Raw genomic sequence first — 18,107 nt, forward strand, 5'->3', positions numbered from 1 at the left:
CAAATTAACGTTTTGTAATGTTTTTACTAAAAATCCTTCCATCCTTCAATGTAAAACGTAAGATATACACCCCCCAGTCATAACCCGACATATTGATTTTCAGCTGGTGGTTTAGACTTGGGATGTTCTGCTGTTGAAACTTCCAGTGTACTGTACTGTGTTGAAACAATGAAATATTTTCTATCAATCCATCCGTCTCTTCCGTCCAATCAATTGTAAGCAGGTCATTAACCGGAACAGGATATAAGCGTATCTGTTTCCAAAATGTTTTCTCATCCATGACTTGCGCCGCGGCTAAAGAAATTGTTTTAGATTCAGTTTTTGATAAAATTTCAGATGTCTGTTTTGCATTTGCATCAGGACCCCGATAGCGTTGATTGCCAGCCTCATCATATTTGAAGAAGACTTCAGTTTGGGAAAATCCAAAGAACCCTATTAATAAGGAAAGTAAGGAAGTTAGTTTTTTTTTCATAGGTTAAAGTTTTTGATAGCATATTTTGTTCTAGTTTTTTGTCATTATGTCGAAAACACCATATTCAGATGCGACATTATGATGACTTTTTCAAGGCCAAAATTATAGACTCGTATTTGATATAGAGGAACAACACCTAGACTCTGCTTTCTTAGCGATCGAGGTAATGGCTTTAGTAAACCGATTTTGGACTCCGGCGAACCAGTTGGTTACTTTGCCAGGAGAGTTTAATATAAATTTTTTCTCATCGTTACAGGTGTTTTAAAGTTAATTTTGGTTTTACAATATATTTTATTCTTGATAGTCAGACATCCATATTTACATGGGAAAACTGAATGGATTATCTGACTACTATTTATTGTCAATTTATTGAAAGCGAAATTAAACTGCCACAACGCTAAATTCTGTTACATAATAATAAAATAGCACGGTGCAACACTGATGTACTTTGGGGTCAACACAACAAATACAGTACCAGGCATATCGAACAGAGGTATTGCTAATATATAAATATTTTTACAAACAAGAAATATTATAACTTAAAAACAATAGCGGAAAAGTAAACATACAAAGAGTAGAAGCAACCGGGTCGGTTTATAATTTCTTAAAAACATTATATCACCTATATCTTTCCGATATTTAAAATATCAGTATTTAGATAAATCGAATGATTGAAATTAAATATGTTAAATCATCTATATTTTTAAATATCAATAATATCTCCCTGATTTGTTTAGATAAAGAGTGTGCCGCTAGATTACGATAGAATATATCTAAGGCAAGGTATCTTTAAATAAATATTAATAAAGGATAACACCTATATCTGAATTTAACTTATTTCTTCCCTCTTACCTTGGATATATTTTTTAATTTAGTTAATCAATAACGGGGAAACACCAAAGTTCCTAATAAAACTTATTTATGAAGAAACTAAAACTATACGGAAGAGCTGATTCATCTGATATTTATCTGATAAGGGATTTCCTGAAGCGGAGTGTTGTAGATTTTAAATGGTTTGATATTACCCATGATGAACTTAACCAAAGACAAAGAAACGACCTTCCTCCTAATCCTGACAAATACCCCATTATCGAGTTTCCAGATGGGAAAGTTATTATAAACCCTACACTTGAGCAGATTGCATGTAATCTCGGTTGGATTACCAAACCGAAATATGAAGAATATGATCTTTCCATATATGGTGCAGGTCCTGCAGGTCTAAGTGCTGCTGTGTATGCCGCTTCCGAGGGACTTAAGACGATCTTGATAGAGCGGGAAGCCATAGGCGGTCAAGCAGGCACAAGTTCAATGATCGAAAATTACTTAGGGTTTCCGGCAGGGATTTCCGGGGGCAATTTAGCGGAACGTGCTAGGCAGCAGGCACTAAAGTTTGGCGTGGAAATCCTACTCCTAAAAGAAGGAATCAAAGGAACATTCTATAACAATAAGATTCACGTCGATTTTGCCTCGGGCGAAAAGCTGGTAGCCAAAACCAATATATGTGCTACAGGTGTAGAGTATGCCAGGTTGAACCTCCCAGATGAAGCCCTATTTTTCCATAAAGGAGTATACTATGGCGCAGGTGCAAGCGAAGCCTCTTTCTGTCAGGACAAAGATCTTTACATAGTGGGAGGTGGAAATTCTGCTGGACAAGCCGCCGTCTACTTCTCTGGTTTTGCCAAACGTGTATTTATGGTCATAAGAAAAGGCAGTCTGGCAGATACTCTTTCTGAATACCTTATACGAAGAATAAAGAACATTAAGAATATTTATGTTCTATACAATTCGCAGGTAACGGCATTGAGCGGTGATGATTTCTTACAAAGGATCAAAATCTTAAACACCAATGACGGAACGGAGCAATGGCATGATACTTCCAAACTTTTTATCTGTATAGGAGGTAGTCCAAATACAGAATGGGCGGCCGAAACACCAATCTGTAGAGATAAGAACGGATATCTTTATACCGGAAGTGACATGATTGGTCTTGACCAGTTTAAATCCTGCTGGGAGCTTGACAGGCCACCTTACCATTTAGAAACCAGTGTTCCAGGTTCGTTCGCCGCCGGCGAAGTGAGGTTTAATTCCGTAAAAAGGGTAGCTTCCGCTGTGGGTGAAGGCGCAATGGCAGTAACACAGGTTCATCAATATTTATCAAAACTATAATTATGGAAAACAATAATGTATGCAGCCACATTAAGGCTATAAAGACGCTAAAAACCGCAAAAGAAGATGCTTGCGAAGAATGTGAAAAAATAGGTTCACAATGGGTACATCTCCGTACCTGCCAGACTTGCGGCCTCACATTGTGCTGTGATTCCTCTCCCATGCAGCACATGTCACACCACTGCAAAAAAGAATCACATCCAGTAATCATATCATCAGAACCTGGTGAACAATGGATGTATTGCTATGTAGATGATACTGTGGCAGAATATAAGTAGCTGAGTATTTGTTTGGAAGGGGTCAATTATATAAAATTAAAAAAGTTAAAAGTCCACTTAATCAACCTTCAGGCGGGAATCGTCAGTTTTTCTTTATTAGTGCAAAAACGAGCATCTTCTAGTACTCTTCTTAAGGTTATAAATATTATGAGACATGTGGAAAACCAATTCTGTAAAATTATTTTCCCACTTCTATCTTGCGTAATTTAAAATCGATGTAGTTCTTTGCCAATTCCACATCTAATAGCTCATCCTAAGCTCTCCTGAATTCGTAAATAGCAGTAGAAAATTCATAAAATAATTCTGATTTTTGTACATTCAATATCTAAAACAATAATTATGAATTTCGGCTTTAATAATTATGGGAATGGTGTCGGAATAGAAAATGAAATGTATGTTCTTGCATTTGAACAATACTAATTCTGTTATTTATATCATTTTAAAGTATGGAAATACCAGAACGTTTGTTCAGGTATTTCCATTCAACATTCTTTTAACTTTAAACGTTTCAGTTTTTTTAGATTACTGTTTTTTGAGACTTGTAAATCATAAGCAAAAAGTGTATTACTTGAATTTTAAACTGACTCCGTCGAATCTTCGATTCTAGATTGTAATTTTTTCTGAGCTTTTTCAACCGTTTAAAGTTAAGAGTATAAGAATCGTGTCCTAACAAAGTTAGCAACTCCAAAAATATTTGTATATTTTTTTAATACAAAATGACCTTCGGAGGAATAGTTTCTAAAGTTTCATCTTTATATTGCCCATCTAATTGTCTGTCGTAAAATATCAATTTGTATAAATATACAATATGAATAAACTTTCTTTTTATTGTAAATGTGATTAATAACATTTATCTCATTATGATTCAAATTATAAATTAATCATTAACAAATAGATAATTTTATAAAATATTATTTAGATAGATAAAAAATGATAAAAAGATAACAGTGTATACTAAATCAGTCAGTATGGAAAAGCATATTTTAATAGTTGGAGGTGGGTTTGCAGGTATAAATCTTATAAAATATTTAAAAAATGACAAGAGATTTCTTATAACGCTTGTTGATAAGAATAATTACCATTTTTTCCCACCTCTTATTTATCAGGTGGCTACTTCCTTTATACAGGCATCCAATATCAGTTATCCTTTTAGGAGACTCTTTTCAAAATATAATAATGTGAATTTTCACATGGGAAGCCTTTTAAGGATTAATCCTGAAAAAAAAAACATTGAAACGGATACGGGAGAATTAATTTATGATTATTTGGTTCTTGCTTTGGGTACAGAATCTAATTTTTTCGGGATGGAAAATGTGCAAAGATGTGCCCTGCCAATGAAAAATATTGAGGAGGCTCTATACTTAAGAAATCATATGTTGCTTACTTTGGAAGAAGCCGCAAGAAATAAAAACCTGAAAATAGCCGCAAGACTACAAAATATAGTAATAGCAGGTGGTGGACCTACTGGTGTAGAATTGGCAGGAATGCTTGCTGAAATGGGAAAATTCATTGCTGAAAAAGAATATCCTGAAGTAAAACTTAGCCTTTCTAATTTATATTTAATTGATGCATTACCATCTTTACTTTCTCCTATGAGTAAGACAGCACAAAAGACCTCATATAGGACGTTGGAAAAGCTTGGTGTAAAAATTCTGCTTAACGTTTCAGTTAAAGACTATATTGACAATCAGGTAATTTTGTCAGACGGAACATCTATCGATACAGAAACTTTAATCTGGACATCAGGTGTTATAGGACGGGAGGTTCCCGGAATTCCTAAAGAAAAGATTGGAAAAGGAAGAAGAATTATAGTAGATGAAAACAATAAAGTTGAAGAAATCGACAATGTATATGCGCTGGGAGATATCTCCCTGCAATTCACAGATAAAGAATTCCCTAAAGGCCATCCACAATTGGCCAGGTAGCAATACAGCAATCCAAAAATCTAGCAAAGAATTTAATAAACTTACAGGAGAATAAGCCACTTACTCCTTTTAAGTACAATGATAAAGGAAGTATGGCAATTATTTCCAAGTTCAACGCTGTGGTTGATCTTCCAGAATTTTCTTTCAAAGGTTTTTTAGCATGGCTCACATGGTTATTCATCCATATTATACCACTGATAAGTTTCAGAAGCAAAATGCGGTTAGCACTAGATTGGTTCCGGTTATTCATTACCAATAATCCTTCTATCCGGTTAATTCTTTATCCAAAAAGAAATACAACCAAACAGTAAAAATTATCACAAAAACAAATTTATTATGGAACCAGAACAGAATATAACAGCACTCAATGATCTCCTTCAGATTACAAACGACAGAATGGAGGGATTTGAAAAGGTTGAGGGAAAAGTCTGGGAAATGTACCCCGATATAAAGGATGAATATGATCGCATGATCTTTCAGTCAAAAATTATGAGAAATGAACTAATCAATCTCATCACCGAAAAGGGTGGAAAACCACATGACTCATCTTCTGTTGTCGGCGCTTTGCACAGAACCTGGATTGACATTAAAAATTCATTTACAGTAAGTAATCTTGAAGAATCAACATTACAAAATGTCGTATTTGGTGAAAAGGCTGCTATAGAAGCTTATCAAAAAGCTTTGGATAGTAATAACCTTTGCGAAAAAAGTAGGGAAATTGTATCTGAACAACTAAACAGTTTGACAATTTCCTACAATCAATTTAAAAAAATTGAAGAATACAAGAAGAAAGATTAATCAAACAACTAATATTACGCTCAATATTAAATCTTAAAATGCAAATGTTTAATTGTTTAGAGTTACGGTCAGCCAAAGGGATTGAAAACCCTTAATACTATTAAACAATACTTTTAAGCCACTTTACAGTGGCTTTTGTATGAGCTCTATTATAGTGGCACCAAGATTTTAACTTATAATTTTATCCATATGCTAACAGATCTGGAATTCACTTCAAATCTACCTTTTCCATTTTCATCCGTTACAATTTCGTTTTGTTTTAATCCTGTAAAATCCATATATCTTGTATGTGCATTTTCTTTACCCAATTCAATTACTTTATAACCCTGTCCACTGTTGGAAATGATCACAATGCAACCATCATGTTCATAATTTCCTTTTCTTATCCATGCTATACAATTGGGATGATCAAAATAGTTGATTTGCTCCCCATAAGCAAACTGTTGCCTTGCCTTTAGCAATTTAGGCAAAATTTCAATTTTTGGTATAATGATTTCTATTTTTTGCTTATCTTTTACATCCGAATATTCAGCTCCAAAAAGATCAGGATAGAATACACATGGATAGGCATTTTCAGACAACAATATAATAGCATAAGCTATCGGCTTAAACCAGTCTTGGACTGTTGATTCCAATGCTTGTAGTTGCTGTGTATCATGGTTTTCAACAAATGACACAGAAAAAATAGGTTTTTCTTTCAGAAAACTGCCTTTTAAAATCTGACTAAGATCATAATCTTTTCCTTGATTTGACGCAGTAAAAAAATTGTAATGTAATGGTACATCAAAACAAGAAAGCATATCTTCAATTTTATCCGAAAAATCAGTTATTTTCCCCGCTTCTTCTTTCCAATATTCACCCAGTATATAACAGTCCGGCTTTAGTTCCTTTTTTATGTAGGTAATCCATTCTTTTAAGAAATCAACAGGAATATGTTTTAAAGCATCTAAACGCAAACCGTCAACATGGGTAGTATCTAAATACCATTTAATCCAGTTTTTCATTTCTCTGACAACGTAAGGATTGCGATATTCAATATCTGCACCCATCAAATAATCATAATTTCCCAACTGGTGGCTTACTGACTGATTCCATTCTGTCCCATATTCATTATGAATTTTAAAAATACCTTTTATATTTTCGTTGTCTTTTATAACGTTATCAATTCCACTAAAACAATTAAAGTCCCAAATGAAATTGGAATATTTGCCCTTTCGTTCATAAAAATTAAATTTTGTATAGGCATTTGCTATAAAAGAGCCACTAATTTTCTCATTTCGGCTTTCATCATTAACTTGATGAATAGTAATTATTTCACTGTCATCGCCCCCCATTCTATGGTTGAGTACAATATCGGCATATACCGACATATCGTACTTGTGAGCTTTATCAATAGCCTGAAGATATTCATCTTTAGTTCCATACCTGGTATGAATACTTCCTTTTTGATTAAACTCTCCCAAATCATAGGGATCATAAACATCATATCCTCTGCCATCTATTCCGGAAGCGCATTTCACTGCTGGAGGAAACCAGACAGCAGTAAATCCCATATCCTTCAAATATTCACATTTTCCCATAAATTCATTCCAAAGGTTACCTGTATGGTACCAATGGAAAAATTGGATTATTATCCCATTCATATTATTTAATCAAGTTCCGTTAGTTAGAAGTTTCTATTATTTATAGCGAAAATTATCAGACGGATCTACAGAGTCAGATTCCTTTTTTTTCTGTTTTGACTGAAAGCTACCTTTTTTTTCATAGAATTCATGAAGCTTATCGAGCTCCTCCTCTGTTAAATCTTCTATATCCACAATGCGGTTATTTGCTTTGTCATGGGTCGCTATAAGCTCATTCAACTTAATTTGGATGGCTTTTGAATCTTTATTCTGTGCTTTTTGAATTAAAAAGACCATTAAAAAAGTTATAATGGTCGTTCCGGTATTGATAACCATTTGCCAGGTTTCTGAAAATTTAAATAAAGGCCCTGTTGCTGCCCATACAATTACCAGGATACTGGCTGAAATAAAAGCGGCTGCACTTCCAGTAAAATAAACAGCCTTATCTGCAAATTTGTCAAAAAAATTGTTTTTCATAATAATAAATTATAATATTAATAGCCGAACATTATATCAAAATCAACTAATGATTAATAACCTCTTACCTAAGGTGTTTCATCATGAGCCATGTCTACAGGTTTTGATTCCGGGGATCCTTTCTCTCTGAACCATATTGACAGAATAACTATTGCAGCAACAGATAAGAATTCACTCTGCCAGTTCTGAAAGGATTCAAACCAAAATCTCGACTCCGTCAAATATTCCTGAGCCGAAGAAAAAGGCTCATTTTTTAAAACCTGCTCTCTATTGTAATCTTTCAGGCTTCCGTAAAAATGAAGCATAAAGCTCAGTAAAAACAATATGGCAAAAGCCAGTGATAAAGAATGCTTATATATAGCAAGCCAGACTCCCCTTTTTTTTACCGGCCATGGAGCCTTGGAATGAGCGCGTGGCTCCCTATCAACATCTTCTTGTTTTTCCAGTGATTTTGATTCGCTGGACCCCTTTTGTCTTAATGATATGGTAAGCAGGACATATAAAGTCATTTGTAAAAATTCACTCTCCCAGTTTTCAAAAGTAGCCTGAATAAAATGCCCGCTATGAATGTAATCACCCAAAGCAAGCAAAGGCCCTCCTTCATCTGCCAATTCTTTGTTTTCCGTGGCCCAACCTGCGAAAAACTGACCAATAAGACATATAAGCATCAAGGAAAGAAAAACAATGCTTAAACTATTGCGATAGAAAAAACTATTTTTTTTTGACATACCATTTCAGTTTAGATTTTAATTCTATGTAAATCTTTTACAGTAGGACCCGTAAGCATTTTTCCATTAACGTTAAATCTGGAGCCATGACACGGGCAGTCCCAACTTATCTCAGCGCTATTCCACCTGACTTCACATTTTGCATGTGGACAAGTACTTTTGAGAAGATGAATTTTGCCATTGGTCTCTTTATATACAGCATATGATTCACCATCAAATTTCACCACCTTTGCTTCCCCATTATTGAGCTCAGTCAAAGAATTTATTTTTTCAACAAATAATTTATCTTTCACAAAATCAAAAACAACACTTGTCTGCTCTTTTATAAAATTTGTGAAACCAGCTATTGGCTTTATCCTTGCCGGATCAAACAGCCTCTCGTATTTATTAGAACCTTTTATGATCAAGTCACATAAAATCTGTGATGTAATGGTTCCAAACATCATCCCATTCCCCCTGAAGCCTGTAGCAGTATAAATTTTCCCTTTACTGCCGGGCAATATTCCAATATAGGGTAATCCATCAGCAGGTTCATAATATTGACTTGACCAACTGTAAACAGCGGCTCCTACATCAAAATACTCCCTTACATAATTTTCCAGTTTGGAAAAACATTCCCCCGTATCATCTGCATGTCCTGTCTTATGGTCTTCCCCACCTGCAATAAGTAGGTTCTCACCATTGATTTCCTGAACTCTATAGTAGTGGTAAGGATCGGTAAGGTCATACCCTAAGTCTTTTGAATATTCATTTCCGTTTAATCTAAAAGCAATAACATAACTGCGATAGGGAGCATTCATAAAATGAAGGCTATTGATACCCGGCGGGATATGGGTGGCATAGATAACATGCTGGGCATTAATATTCCCTTTTGATGATTTTAAAATGATCATATTTTCCTGCTCGTCATGACTTTCACAAAGACAATCCTCTACTAACACTCCACCTGCATTAATAAATGCTTCTGCTAGAGCTTTAATATATTTTATGGGATGAAACTGCCCCTGATCCGGAATTACAACAGCTTTTTTAAATGGAATTGGAAAGGGAATTTCATCTGTAAATCCTATCTGATATCCTACCTGTGAGGCAGCTTTGACAATTTCCTCTAACTTTTTTTCCTGTTTCTCATCTAGGGCAAAGAGATATCCGGTCTTCCTTTCAAAATCACAAGAAATATTAAACTCCCTGATATTATTCTTTATAATATTTTTCGCCTCTATACCCACATACTTAAGCAGTTTTGCATTGTTTAAACCAAAATCCTTAATTGCTTGGGCATAGGTTGTATCAAAAAAATCGTTTAAATGTGCAGTAGTTCCTCCTGTTGTTCCAAAACCAATATTAGCAGCATCCAGAACAATACACTTTTTGCCTTCTTTCTGTAATCTGATTGCCGTAGAAATTCCTGTAATACCAGCACCAACGATTGCAATATCGTACTGTTTTTCAATAGCCTTATCTAAAGAAAATTTTTTAATCTCTTCTTGCCATATACTTTTTCTTGCTCCGTCCCTATTCATAATTATTTACTTTTTACAGTACCACTCTCAATTTTCTTATCATACCTATTCTTAGTTTCATCTTCTTCCTGATCACATCGGGTAGAGGCTGTAAAGTTCAGTAAGTATAATGTTAATAAAATGGCTGTTTTCATGATATTTTTTTAGTACTACCTATTTATCCATTAACAATCATCCCTCCATTGGGGTGCATCACCTGGCCAGTTATTTGTACGGAATCCTCGCTTGCCAGAAATAAAAAACTGGCTGCCACCTCTTCCGGCGTTGCATTTCGTTCAAAAGGCGGCTTATTTGGGTCTTCTTTCTGTTCTCCAAAAGTCTCTTTTGTAAGAGGTGTGGCAACAGGTCCTGGAGCTACTCCATTAACGCGGATTCCCTTTGATTTTGATTGTAGTGCCAAAGAGCGTGTGAAGGAAACTATAGCTCCTTTTGTTGCTGAATAATCCAAAAGTTCTTCATGTCCCTGGTAGGCAACTGCCGAAGTTGTATTGATAACACTACCACCCTCTTTTAAATAAGGAAAAACAACTTTTGTCAATAAAATCATCCCGATAATGTTGGAATCAAAAGTTTTTCTGATATTATCCTCTTCCAGGTCCTCAATGTTGTCTGAAGGAAATTGTACTCCCGCGTTGTTGACAAGAATATCAATACCGTCAAATTCCGTAACTACTTCTTTTACTGTTCTTTCACAGAATTCATAATCATTAATATCACCACGGAAAATGACTGACTTTCTGCCTAAAGTCATAATTTCATTTTTGGTCCTTTCCGCATCCTCATCATCGGTATGATAAATAATGGCAATGTTTGCTCCTTCCTTGGCAAATAACAAGGCAACAGCTTTGCCAATTCCACTGTCAGCTCCTGTAATAAGAACTGATTTATTATTTAATCTTAATCTTCCCATGGTTATTTATTATTTTTCTCCTATAGGTTCCTGCATTTCTCCCATTCTCTGTGCTGCCATACTATCACTTGAAAGATTAGTCATGGCAACAGTAACCTTGTTTTGTAATCCTGAAACTACTTTATCATTACCATTCATTAAACCATTATACCCATCAAAGGCAACTTCTTCAGGTGAAGCCAAATTATCTTTATTAGCTAAAACTTTACTGTCAGTCATGTCCGCCTTGTTAAAAAAATCTGTATCAGTCGGTCCTGGTAAAAGAGCAGTCACAGTTATTCCCGAATCTTTCAGTTCTTCGCGGATCGCTTCTGACCATGATAAAATAAAGGATTTTGTTCCATGATAGACGGAATGCCACGGACCTGGTGCCTTACTGGCTACGGATGCTAGATTAAGAATTTTTCCCGATCCTTGAGGAACGCGGTCTTTTAAAAATAGTTTAGTCAGGATAAGGACAGAAATTATATTAAGCTTGATAATATCAATCTCCCTATGTATATCAGTATCATGAAATTGACCATAAGCGCCTTGTCCCGCATCGTTGATTAAGATAGATGGGCTAATTCCATTTAATTTTAAATCAGCATAAAGAGAATAGGCTTCTTCTTCAAGAAATAAATTTTTAGAAATGGATATAACGTTAACTCCAAATTTCTTAAACTCTTCTGCCTTTACCTCTAATTCTTCATGATTTCGTGCAACGATCACAAGATCATAACCGTTTTTAGCAAATAGTTTTGCAAGTTCATAACCTATCCCGCTTGTTGCTCCGGTAATGAGCACATATTGATTTTTACGTTCCATAAAGTTTACTTTAAGATTAATACCTGATTAATTTCGCTTTTAAAACATCCTAAAATGAATTCTGTATAATACAGTTGAGCATCAAGAGCTTGAGTTCTATGATCTAATTCCAGTCTTTTAGTTAAGATAATCTCTCCTTTATATGAAAAGGAGAAGTACGAGAAAATCTTATAAGAAGAGCTTCTGACTGGTGTACAGTACCCTGTCGTAGCAATAGACCAATCCGTTTTAAATAACTTTGCCACATGTAATGCCATGGTTTCCACTATATTTTCAGAAACGCAATCGCAACTTTCTGCCTCTTTTCTATCTACCTTCAGAAATGAAACTTTTTGTGGAAGCGTATAAGCTGTAATCCCACCATTATAAAATAAAGAAGCATTAGGCATCTGGGAAAAAGCAAGCTGTAACAATCCTGAAGTCACACTTTCAGCAACGGATATAGTTTCACCCGTGGTCACAAAAGACTGACTTATATATTCAAGTAAATTTTGTTGAAATTCCATAGCTTAATATTTAAGTGATTAAAAGGTGTCATAATAAATTAAACTTTCCAGGGATCTAAAACTACTTTTACGCAGCCATCTTCTTTTTTATCAAAGATTTCGTATCCCTTGGCTACTTCATCCAATGAAAGGCGATGTGTAATGATATCATCCAGAATGACTTCACCATGTTCCACATGCTTCATCAACTTATCAATAATAGGATGTACGGGGGCCTGGCCAGCTTTTAAAGTAATTCCTTTATCGAATATCTGTCCTAATTTAAAATTGTCATAGTTAACAGGATAAACACCAAGAATTGAAACTGTTCCTCCCCGTCTGACGGCGCTCATACAAGCTTCTAATACTTTTATAGATCCTTTTTCAAAGTTCAGAACAGCCTTAGCCCTGTCCAGCAAATCTCTTTCCGGCTCAAAACCAACTGCATCAATACACAGATCAGCCCCTCTTCCATCAGTCATATTCCTGATCTGTTCAACCGTATTTTTAGCATCTTCCCATAAAACGGTTTCACATCCCGTCAATTTTTTAATCTGATCCAGTCTATATTGCAGAGTATCTATCACAATAACTTTTTTTGCATTGTGGAGAATCGCACTTTTTACCGACATTGAGCCAACTGGCCCCGCACCGAAAACAGCTACTGTTTCACCTCCTTTGAGTTCCCCCCACATTACTCCAGTATATCCTGTCGGAAAAATATCTGTCAGAAATAAAACCTGTTCGTCGGTAAGATGATCTGATACTCTTCTGGGACCAAAATGAGCATAAGGAACCCGTACATATTGTGCCTGTCCGCCGTCATATCCTCCATAAAGATCGGTGTATCCAAATAAGGCACCTCCTTTTTCAGTAAGTATTCCTCCTTCCGGACCGTAATGATCCGGATTGCTGTTTTCACAAGCTCCCGGTAAATCATGTTGACAAAAGAAGCAACCTCCACAGGCAACAGGAAATGGCACCACTACCCGGTCTCCTACATTGAGATGAGTGATGCCTTTACCTACTTCTTCTACAATTCCCATAAATTCATGCCCCATAACCATGGGACGAATCTGCGGCAATCCTCCGGAATACATATGAAGGTCACTCCCACAGATTGCCGTCGAAGTGACTTTTAAAATAATATCATTTGAATCCTGAATAATAGGATCATCTACTGTATCACAGCTAATGTTACCAGGTGAGTGAAAAACTGCGGCTTTCATAATTTTATATTTTAGTGTGTGTGAGGTGAGTGATTTTAATTTGAGTACTAACTGTTTCTTTCTACTTCAAGATTCCAGACCCTATGCTTGGCAATTGCATTAATAAATGCGTCCTCTGACTGACCATCTGACTCCTTTATTATAGCTGGATCTTCATGCTTTTTATTACCAACATTTGAACTGGCATAGAGGTTATCTGTATCCAAACCAAAATAAATAGCTTTACAATGCTTATAAGCTTCATTGATAAAGTTTAAGACAAGATGCTTATTTTCTGGATTGAGAAGTTCTTTTTCAGATTTTTCTCCAGGGCAAAGCAACAATGCGTCAAAACATACACTTTTCGTACTTGTTAAAGAGTGTCTTGGAATAAAAAGAGTACCATCAGCAGCCTTTACCGATGCGACACTAGGACCTATGATTTGTACTTGTGCGCCTTCTTTTTCAAGTTTAACTTTTAATTTTGTTGTCATATCGGCATCTACGCCATCGGCCATAATAAAACCAATTACCCTACTCTTAATGGTATCTTTAACTGTATTTTCCATACTTAAGGCATCTGAAAATTTAGTTTGTGGCTCCCTTTCTTCGCTTTGTAATTCCGTAGGATCAGCATCTGCGGGTATACTTTGATTAGGTTCTTTCAATTTTGTTACTTTAACCCCTAATTTAGCCGCAACTGTAGTTGCTAAATCCATATCAATAAAAGCCAGTTGTCCGACCAGCCTTTCTCTTATTACCGGAACTGTCACTTTTGATAATTCAAAAATCAAAGCATTTTGAAGATGTCTTTTCTCAGGAGCAGACTGACTGTTATAGAATAATTTTGCCTGAGAATAATGATCTACGAAACTCTGGCTTCTTGCTCTGATTTTCGTTCCCGAAATCTTTTCCTGATGGGAAGTAAATCCGCCATCTTTCATCATTGCCTGAAAAGGACAACCATTACCAATGGAATTAGGTTCGTAGCTCACCTTTCCTTTTACAATTTGCTGTCTCATATGTCCGTCACGTTGATTATTATGAACAGTATTCACTGATCTGTTGATAGGGATCTCATGGAAATTTGGTGATCCTAATCTTGATAGTTGAGTATCTGTATAAGAGAATAACCTTCCCTGCAATAAAGGGTCATTACTAAAATCAATCCCAGGAACAAGATGTCCAGGGTGAAAAGCAACCTGTTCGGTTTCTGCAAAGAAGTTGTCGGGGTTTTTATTTAAGGTAAGTGTTCCGAAAATTTCTACAGGAATTACTTCTTCAGGTATTATTTTAGTGGGATCCAATAAGTCAAAATCAAATTTATGCTCATCTTCCTCCGGAACGAGTTGTACTCCAAAATCCCATTCAGGGAAACTCCCTGTTTCTATGGCTTCCCATAAATCTCTACGGTGAAAATCAGGATCTGCTCCGGAAATTTTCTGCGCTTCGTCCCAGGCTACAGAATGCACTCCCAATCTAGGCTTAAAGTGAAATTTCACAAAATGAGATTTTCCTTCTTCATTGATAAATTTAAATGAATGCACTCCAAATCCTTCCATCATTCTCAGACTTCGTGGAATTGCCCTATCACTCATCAGCCACATGATCATGTGCATACTCTCAGGCATTAGGGAAATAAAATCCCAAAAAGTATTATGCGCAGACGCGGCCTGTGGCATTTCATTGTCAGGTTCAGGTTTTACAGCATGAACGAGATCAGGAAATTTAATAGCATCCTGTATAAAAAAGACAGGCATATTATTAGCAACCAAATCATAATTACCTTCCTCTGTATAAAATTTAATTGCAAAACCTCTTACATCCCTTGCCAGATCAGTACTTCCACGGCTACCCGCTACTGTTGAAAACCTGGCAAAAACAGGAGTTTCCGCTCCTACTTCATTTAAAAATTTAGCTTTTGTATAACGGGAAAGGCTTTTTGTCAATTTAAAAATACCATGAGCTCCAGATCCTCTGGCATGAACAATTCTTTCAGGAATCCTCTCATGATCAAAGTGTGTTATTTTTTCCCGTAGAATAAAATCTTCCAATAATGTAGGTCCCCTCTCCCCGTCTTTTAAGGAGTTTTGATTATCATTGACTTTAAGCCCCTGATTTGTGGTAAGCATTTCATTTTCGTTAGAAGTGCTTAAAGACTCCAGCTGATTAAGCTTTGGATTATTTCCCTGTTCTTTTTTCATAGTGGTATATTTTGGATTGATGACTGATTGTAAAAAATTATTCTGTGTGATTTTTTTCTACCTCCAGAGTTTCTATTAATTTGTTTAAATATTCCTGCTCTTTCAATACTTTATAATAGGCTGTTTTGGCATATAATGTAAAATTCAGATCAATGGCTGGATTTTCTGAAGTTGTTTTCTCCATCTTTTCAGAACTTTCGTGAAGATATTCGGTGATAAAAAAAAGATACTCTTTGGTGTGAAAATCCAAAGTCTTTTTTATTCCTTCATTGATGGCATTATCTTTTATCTTCTCCAAAGATTTCATCAAAAGAGCTGAAACTCCATAAGAATTAATTATACTTGGAAACAAAGACTCATTTTCAAGAACATTGTTTTTATTATATAAGCTTGAAAATTTTAAAGTATCGTTCTCGAATATCATTTCTGTAAAGGTGTTAAGGGTTGAAAGTCTTTAAAGTATTTTTCCAAATAATGAAGGTCTTCATTTTCTTTAATTGAAAGATGAAACATGATTTGCGATGGCTCTTTACTACCTATACTCGTAAAACTGTCAAAACATGCGATAAATGCCCTCATACTTTCTGCTTCTACATTTTTTATGATAATAAACAATAAGAAAATATGGTCTCCTATTTCTTTTGCATAAACCGTTTCACCGTCTCCAAACAATTTGCTTGGGCTTTTTACTTTAGTAAATTGGTCCGATTCTAATAATATCATTATTTTCTGATAGTCCATATCAAGCCATTCTTGATTATAAAGCCATACGGACCAAAATCCATATGGCTTAGTTATTTTAATTAATCTTCATGTTCTGCATCAAAATTGATAAAGGTTTCAGCAATTTCAGTCAGATTATAATCAGTATCTTCTTCTTCCTGTAAAGTCTTTTCAAGAAGATCTGCAACTTTATCATGTCCCATGGTAATAGCAAGTTGTGCAAGTCCGCCATATGTTGCTATCTCGTAGTGCTCTACCTTCTGCGCCGCAATGATCAAGGCCGCATCTCTGGTCATAGAACCTACTTTTGTTGATTTCATGATTTCTTCACCTTCCTTAATAATACCCTTTATCGCTTCACACTCTTTCTTTTCCGGGGTTTCATCTATCAGTTTGAAGACTTTTTCCAAACGGCTGACATGCTTTTTGGTCTGCAATTGATGATCTTCAAATGCCTCTTTCAATTCTTCCGTAGTAGCGGCTGCCTCCATTTTTCCCAAGGCATCAATGATTGCATTTTCTGCAAAATAGATATCCTTAAGGGCACTTACGAAGAATTGGTGCAAAGCAGAATTTTTCATTTCTTTTTCATTGACAGAAGCATTGCCTACTGTTATTTTTTTTCCTGAAGCCCCCTTTGTCGCCGTAGTTTCAGGAATGGTATTTTCTGTTATTTTAGTTGTCATAATGTAATTTGGTATTTTGAAATTTGAAAAGATTACCCCTTTTTATTAAAGAGGTAATCAAATAATAAATTATGAATTACGTCTGCCTCCGAATCCTGATCTGCCAGAACCGGAATTAGAACCTGAACCTGATCTTCCGCCACCATGAGAAGCTTCACCTCCCATTCTGGCTATTCTTGTACGTTCAGACTTACTCATTGAAGCAAAGCCTCTTTTTGATGTTCCGTTTCCTGAGTTTGAACCTCTACTGTTTCCTCCCGAACTCGAATTTGAACTACGACCTCTTCCTGAGCCGCTATTTCCGCCAGAACCAGAATTTGAGCTTCTGGAACCGTTATTATTTCCCGATCTTTTGCCGGAACCAGATCTTCCTGAAGAGTTTCCACCCCCATGAGAAGCCTCACCTCCCATACGGGCAATTCTAGTACGTTCTTCCTTACTCATAGAAGCAAAGCCTCTCTTTGACGTACTGTTTCCTGACGATGATCTTCTTCTTCCATCAGATCCAGAACCTGACCGTGATCGGGAACCTGAACCAGAACTTGGGTTATTTCTAGAGCCCGAACTCCTTCCTCTTCCAGAGGTAAACCGGCCTTCGCTATCTCTTTGCTGACTCCCGTTTCCTGATCTTCCACGGCCTCTATTATCATCATTGTCATCGTCATCTTCATCGTCATTATCGTCGTCATCTTCATAATCGTCGTCATCATCATAATCTTCATCATCATCGTTTTCATTATACTCGTCATCATAATAATCCGAGAAATCCGAGAAATCGTCATCATAATCTTCTTCTTCAGATGCATCGTTATAACCATGGTCATAACCTAATTGATAAACCTCTTCAAGGGTTGATTTTTCTTCATTTGAAGAATTGCTTCTTGAGCTGCGGTTGTTTGAATTTCTAGTGTTCATAACTCTAAATTTTGTAATTAATATTAAGTAATGGTATTAATTATTGGACGTGACTAGTATTGAACAACAATTAATATTTGATGTTTTGGTTTAATTTTTTGAAAAGAGGTAAATAATAGTAATTGTAAATTGATATTTCAAAGGTAGATGATGAAAACCCTAATACTTATGACCTGAATC

General features: G+C 35.7%; 20 protein-coding genes. 5 read left to right on the forward strand and 15 right to left on the reverse strand.

What is annotated here, in order from left to right:
- Positions 1 to 4: 4 nt before the first annotated feature.
- Entirely contained in the window at positions 5 to 472 is a 468-nt protein-coding gene (locus J7E44_RS04830) for a T9SS type A sorting domain-containing protein (RefSeq protein WP_214826103.1), read from the reverse strand.
- A gap of 921 nt (positions 473 to 1,393) precedes the next feature.
- Here J7E44_RS04830 and J7E44_RS04835 point away from each other — a divergent pair.
- From J7E44_RS04835 to J7E44_RS04850, 5 genes are all read left to right on the forward strand, one after another.
- A complete protein-coding gene (locus tag J7E44_RS04835) occupies positions 1,394 to 2,638 on the forward strand; it encodes an NAD(P)/FAD-dependent oxidoreductase (protein WP_214826104.1) in 1,245 nt (414 codons plus the stop codon).
- Between the two features lie 2 nt (positions 2,639 to 2,640).
- On the forward strand, positions 2,641 to 2,916 hold the full coding sequence (locus J7E44_RS04840; RefSeq protein ID WP_214826106.1) for a UBP-type zinc finger domain-containing protein: 276 nt from the start codon (positions 2,641 to 2,643) through the stop codon (positions 2,914 to 2,916).
- 968 nt (positions 2,917 to 3,884) lie between these two features.
- Entirely contained in the window at positions 3,885 to 4,841 is a 957-nt protein-coding gene (locus tag J7E44_RS04845; protein ID WP_353050442.1) for an NAD(P)/FAD-dependent oxidoreductase, read from the forward strand.
- Positions 4,842 to 4,933: 92 nt separating this feature from the next.
- A complete protein-coding gene (locus tag J7E44_RS24190) occupies positions 4,934 to 5,152 on the forward strand; it encodes a hypothetical protein (protein ID WP_353050443.1) in 219 nt (72 codons plus the stop codon).
- A 25-nt stretch (positions 5,153 to 5,177) separates the two neighbouring features.
- A complete protein-coding gene (locus J7E44_RS04850) occupies positions 5,178 to 5,639 on the forward strand; it encodes a PA2169 family four-helix-bundle protein (RefSeq protein WP_214826109.1) in 462 nt (153 codons plus the stop codon).
- Positions 5,640 to 5,812: 173 nt separating this feature from the next.
- On the opposite strand, the gene J7E44_RS04855 is transcribed toward J7E44_RS04850, so the two are convergent.
- The 14 genes from J7E44_RS04855 to J7E44_RS04915 all read right to left on the reverse strand — a co-directional run bounded on the left by J7E44_RS04855 (position 5,813) and on the right by J7E44_RS04915 (position 17,927).
- Entirely contained in the window at positions 5,813 to 7,282 is a 1,470-nt protein-coding gene (locus J7E44_RS04855) for an alpha-amylase (protein ID WP_214826111.1), read from the reverse strand.
- A gap of 36 nt (positions 7,283 to 7,318) precedes the next feature.
- Entirely contained in the window at positions 7,319 to 7,738 is a 420-nt protein-coding gene (locus J7E44_RS04860; RefSeq protein ID WP_214826112.1) for a low affinity iron permease family protein, read from the reverse strand.
- Between the two features lie 68 nt (positions 7,739 to 7,806).
- The gene (locus J7E44_RS04865; RefSeq protein WP_214826115.1) at positions 7,807 to 8,466 is read right to left on the reverse strand and encodes a DUF6766 family protein; all 660 of its coding nucleotides are present in this window, start codon (positions 8,464 to 8,466) and stop codon (positions 7,807 to 7,809) included.
- An 11-nt stretch (positions 8,467 to 8,477) separates the two neighbouring features.
- Entirely contained in the window at positions 8,478 to 9,989 is a 1,512-nt protein-coding gene (locus tag J7E44_RS04870; RefSeq protein ID WP_214826117.1) for an FAD-dependent oxidoreductase, read from the reverse strand.
- Between the two features lie 2 nt (positions 9,990 to 9,991).
- Complete coding sequence (locus tag J7E44_RS24065) at positions 9,992 to 10,123, reverse strand: hypothetical protein (RefSeq protein WP_285439698.1); 132 nt, start codon at positions 10,121 to 10,123, stop codon at positions 9,992 to 9,994.
- A 23-nt stretch (positions 10,124 to 10,146) separates the two neighbouring features.
- A complete protein-coding gene (locus J7E44_RS04875; RefSeq protein ID WP_214826119.1) occupies positions 10,147 to 10,899 on the reverse strand; it encodes an SDR family oxidoreductase in 753 nt (250 codons plus the stop codon).
- Positions 10,900 to 10,908: 9 nt separating this feature from the next.
- Positions 10,909 to 11,706 (reverse strand): SDR family NAD(P)-dependent oxidoreductase, encoded by a 798-nt coding sequence (locus tag J7E44_RS04880; protein WP_214826121.1) that lies wholly within the window; start codon positions 11,704 to 11,706, stop codon positions 10,909 to 10,911.
- Positions 11,707 to 11,711: 5 nt separating this feature from the next.
- Positions 11,712 to 12,212: a CinA family protein gene (locus tag J7E44_RS04885; RefSeq protein ID WP_214826123.1), complete on the reverse strand. Its 501-nt coding sequence runs from the start codon at positions 12,210 to 12,212 to the stop codon at positions 11,712 to 11,714.
- Positions 12,213 to 12,250: 38 nt separating this feature from the next.
- On the reverse strand, positions 12,251 to 13,420 hold the full coding sequence (locus tag J7E44_RS04890) for a zinc-dependent alcohol dehydrogenase (RefSeq protein ID WP_214826125.1): 1,170 nt from the start codon (positions 13,418 to 13,420) through the stop codon (positions 12,251 to 12,253).
- Positions 13,421 to 13,467: 47 nt separating this feature from the next.
- On the reverse strand, positions 13,468 to 15,603 hold the full coding sequence (locus J7E44_RS04895; RefSeq protein WP_214826127.1) for a catalase: 2,136 nt from the start codon (positions 15,601 to 15,603) through the stop codon (positions 13,468 to 13,470).
- A gap of 37 nt (positions 15,604 to 15,640) precedes the next feature.
- Entirely contained in the window at positions 15,641 to 16,027 is a 387-nt protein-coding gene (locus tag J7E44_RS04900) for a hypothetical protein (protein ID WP_214826129.1), read from the reverse strand.
- Positions 16,024 to 16,326 (reverse strand): hypothetical protein, encoded by a 303-nt coding sequence (locus J7E44_RS04905; protein ID WP_214826131.1) that lies wholly within the window; start codon positions 16,324 to 16,326, stop codon positions 16,024 to 16,026. The genes J7E44_RS04900 and J7E44_RS04905 overlap by 4 nt, the downstream gene beginning before the upstream one ends.
- An 80-nt stretch (positions 16,327 to 16,406) precedes the next feature.
- Positions 16,407 to 17,012, reverse strand: a complete 606-nt coding sequence (locus J7E44_RS04910) for a YciE/YciF ferroxidase family protein (protein ID WP_214826133.1) — start codon at positions 17,010 to 17,012, stop codon at positions 16,407 to 16,409.
- Positions 17,013 to 17,081: 69 nt separating this feature from the next.
- Positions 17,082 to 17,927 carry a KGG domain-containing protein gene (locus tag J7E44_RS04915; RefSeq protein ID WP_214826135.1) on the reverse strand — a complete coding sequence of 282 codons (846 nt, stop codon included), beginning with the start codon at positions 17,925 to 17,927 and terminating at the stop codon, positions 17,082 to 17,084.
- Positions 17,928 to 18,107 lie beyond the last annotated feature (180 nt).

This window comes from Chryseobacterium sp. ISL-6, assembly GCF_018613715.1.
Classification (GTDB): Bacteria; Bacteroidota; Bacteroidia; order Flavobacteriales; family Weeksellaceae; genus Chryseobacterium; species Chryseobacterium paludis.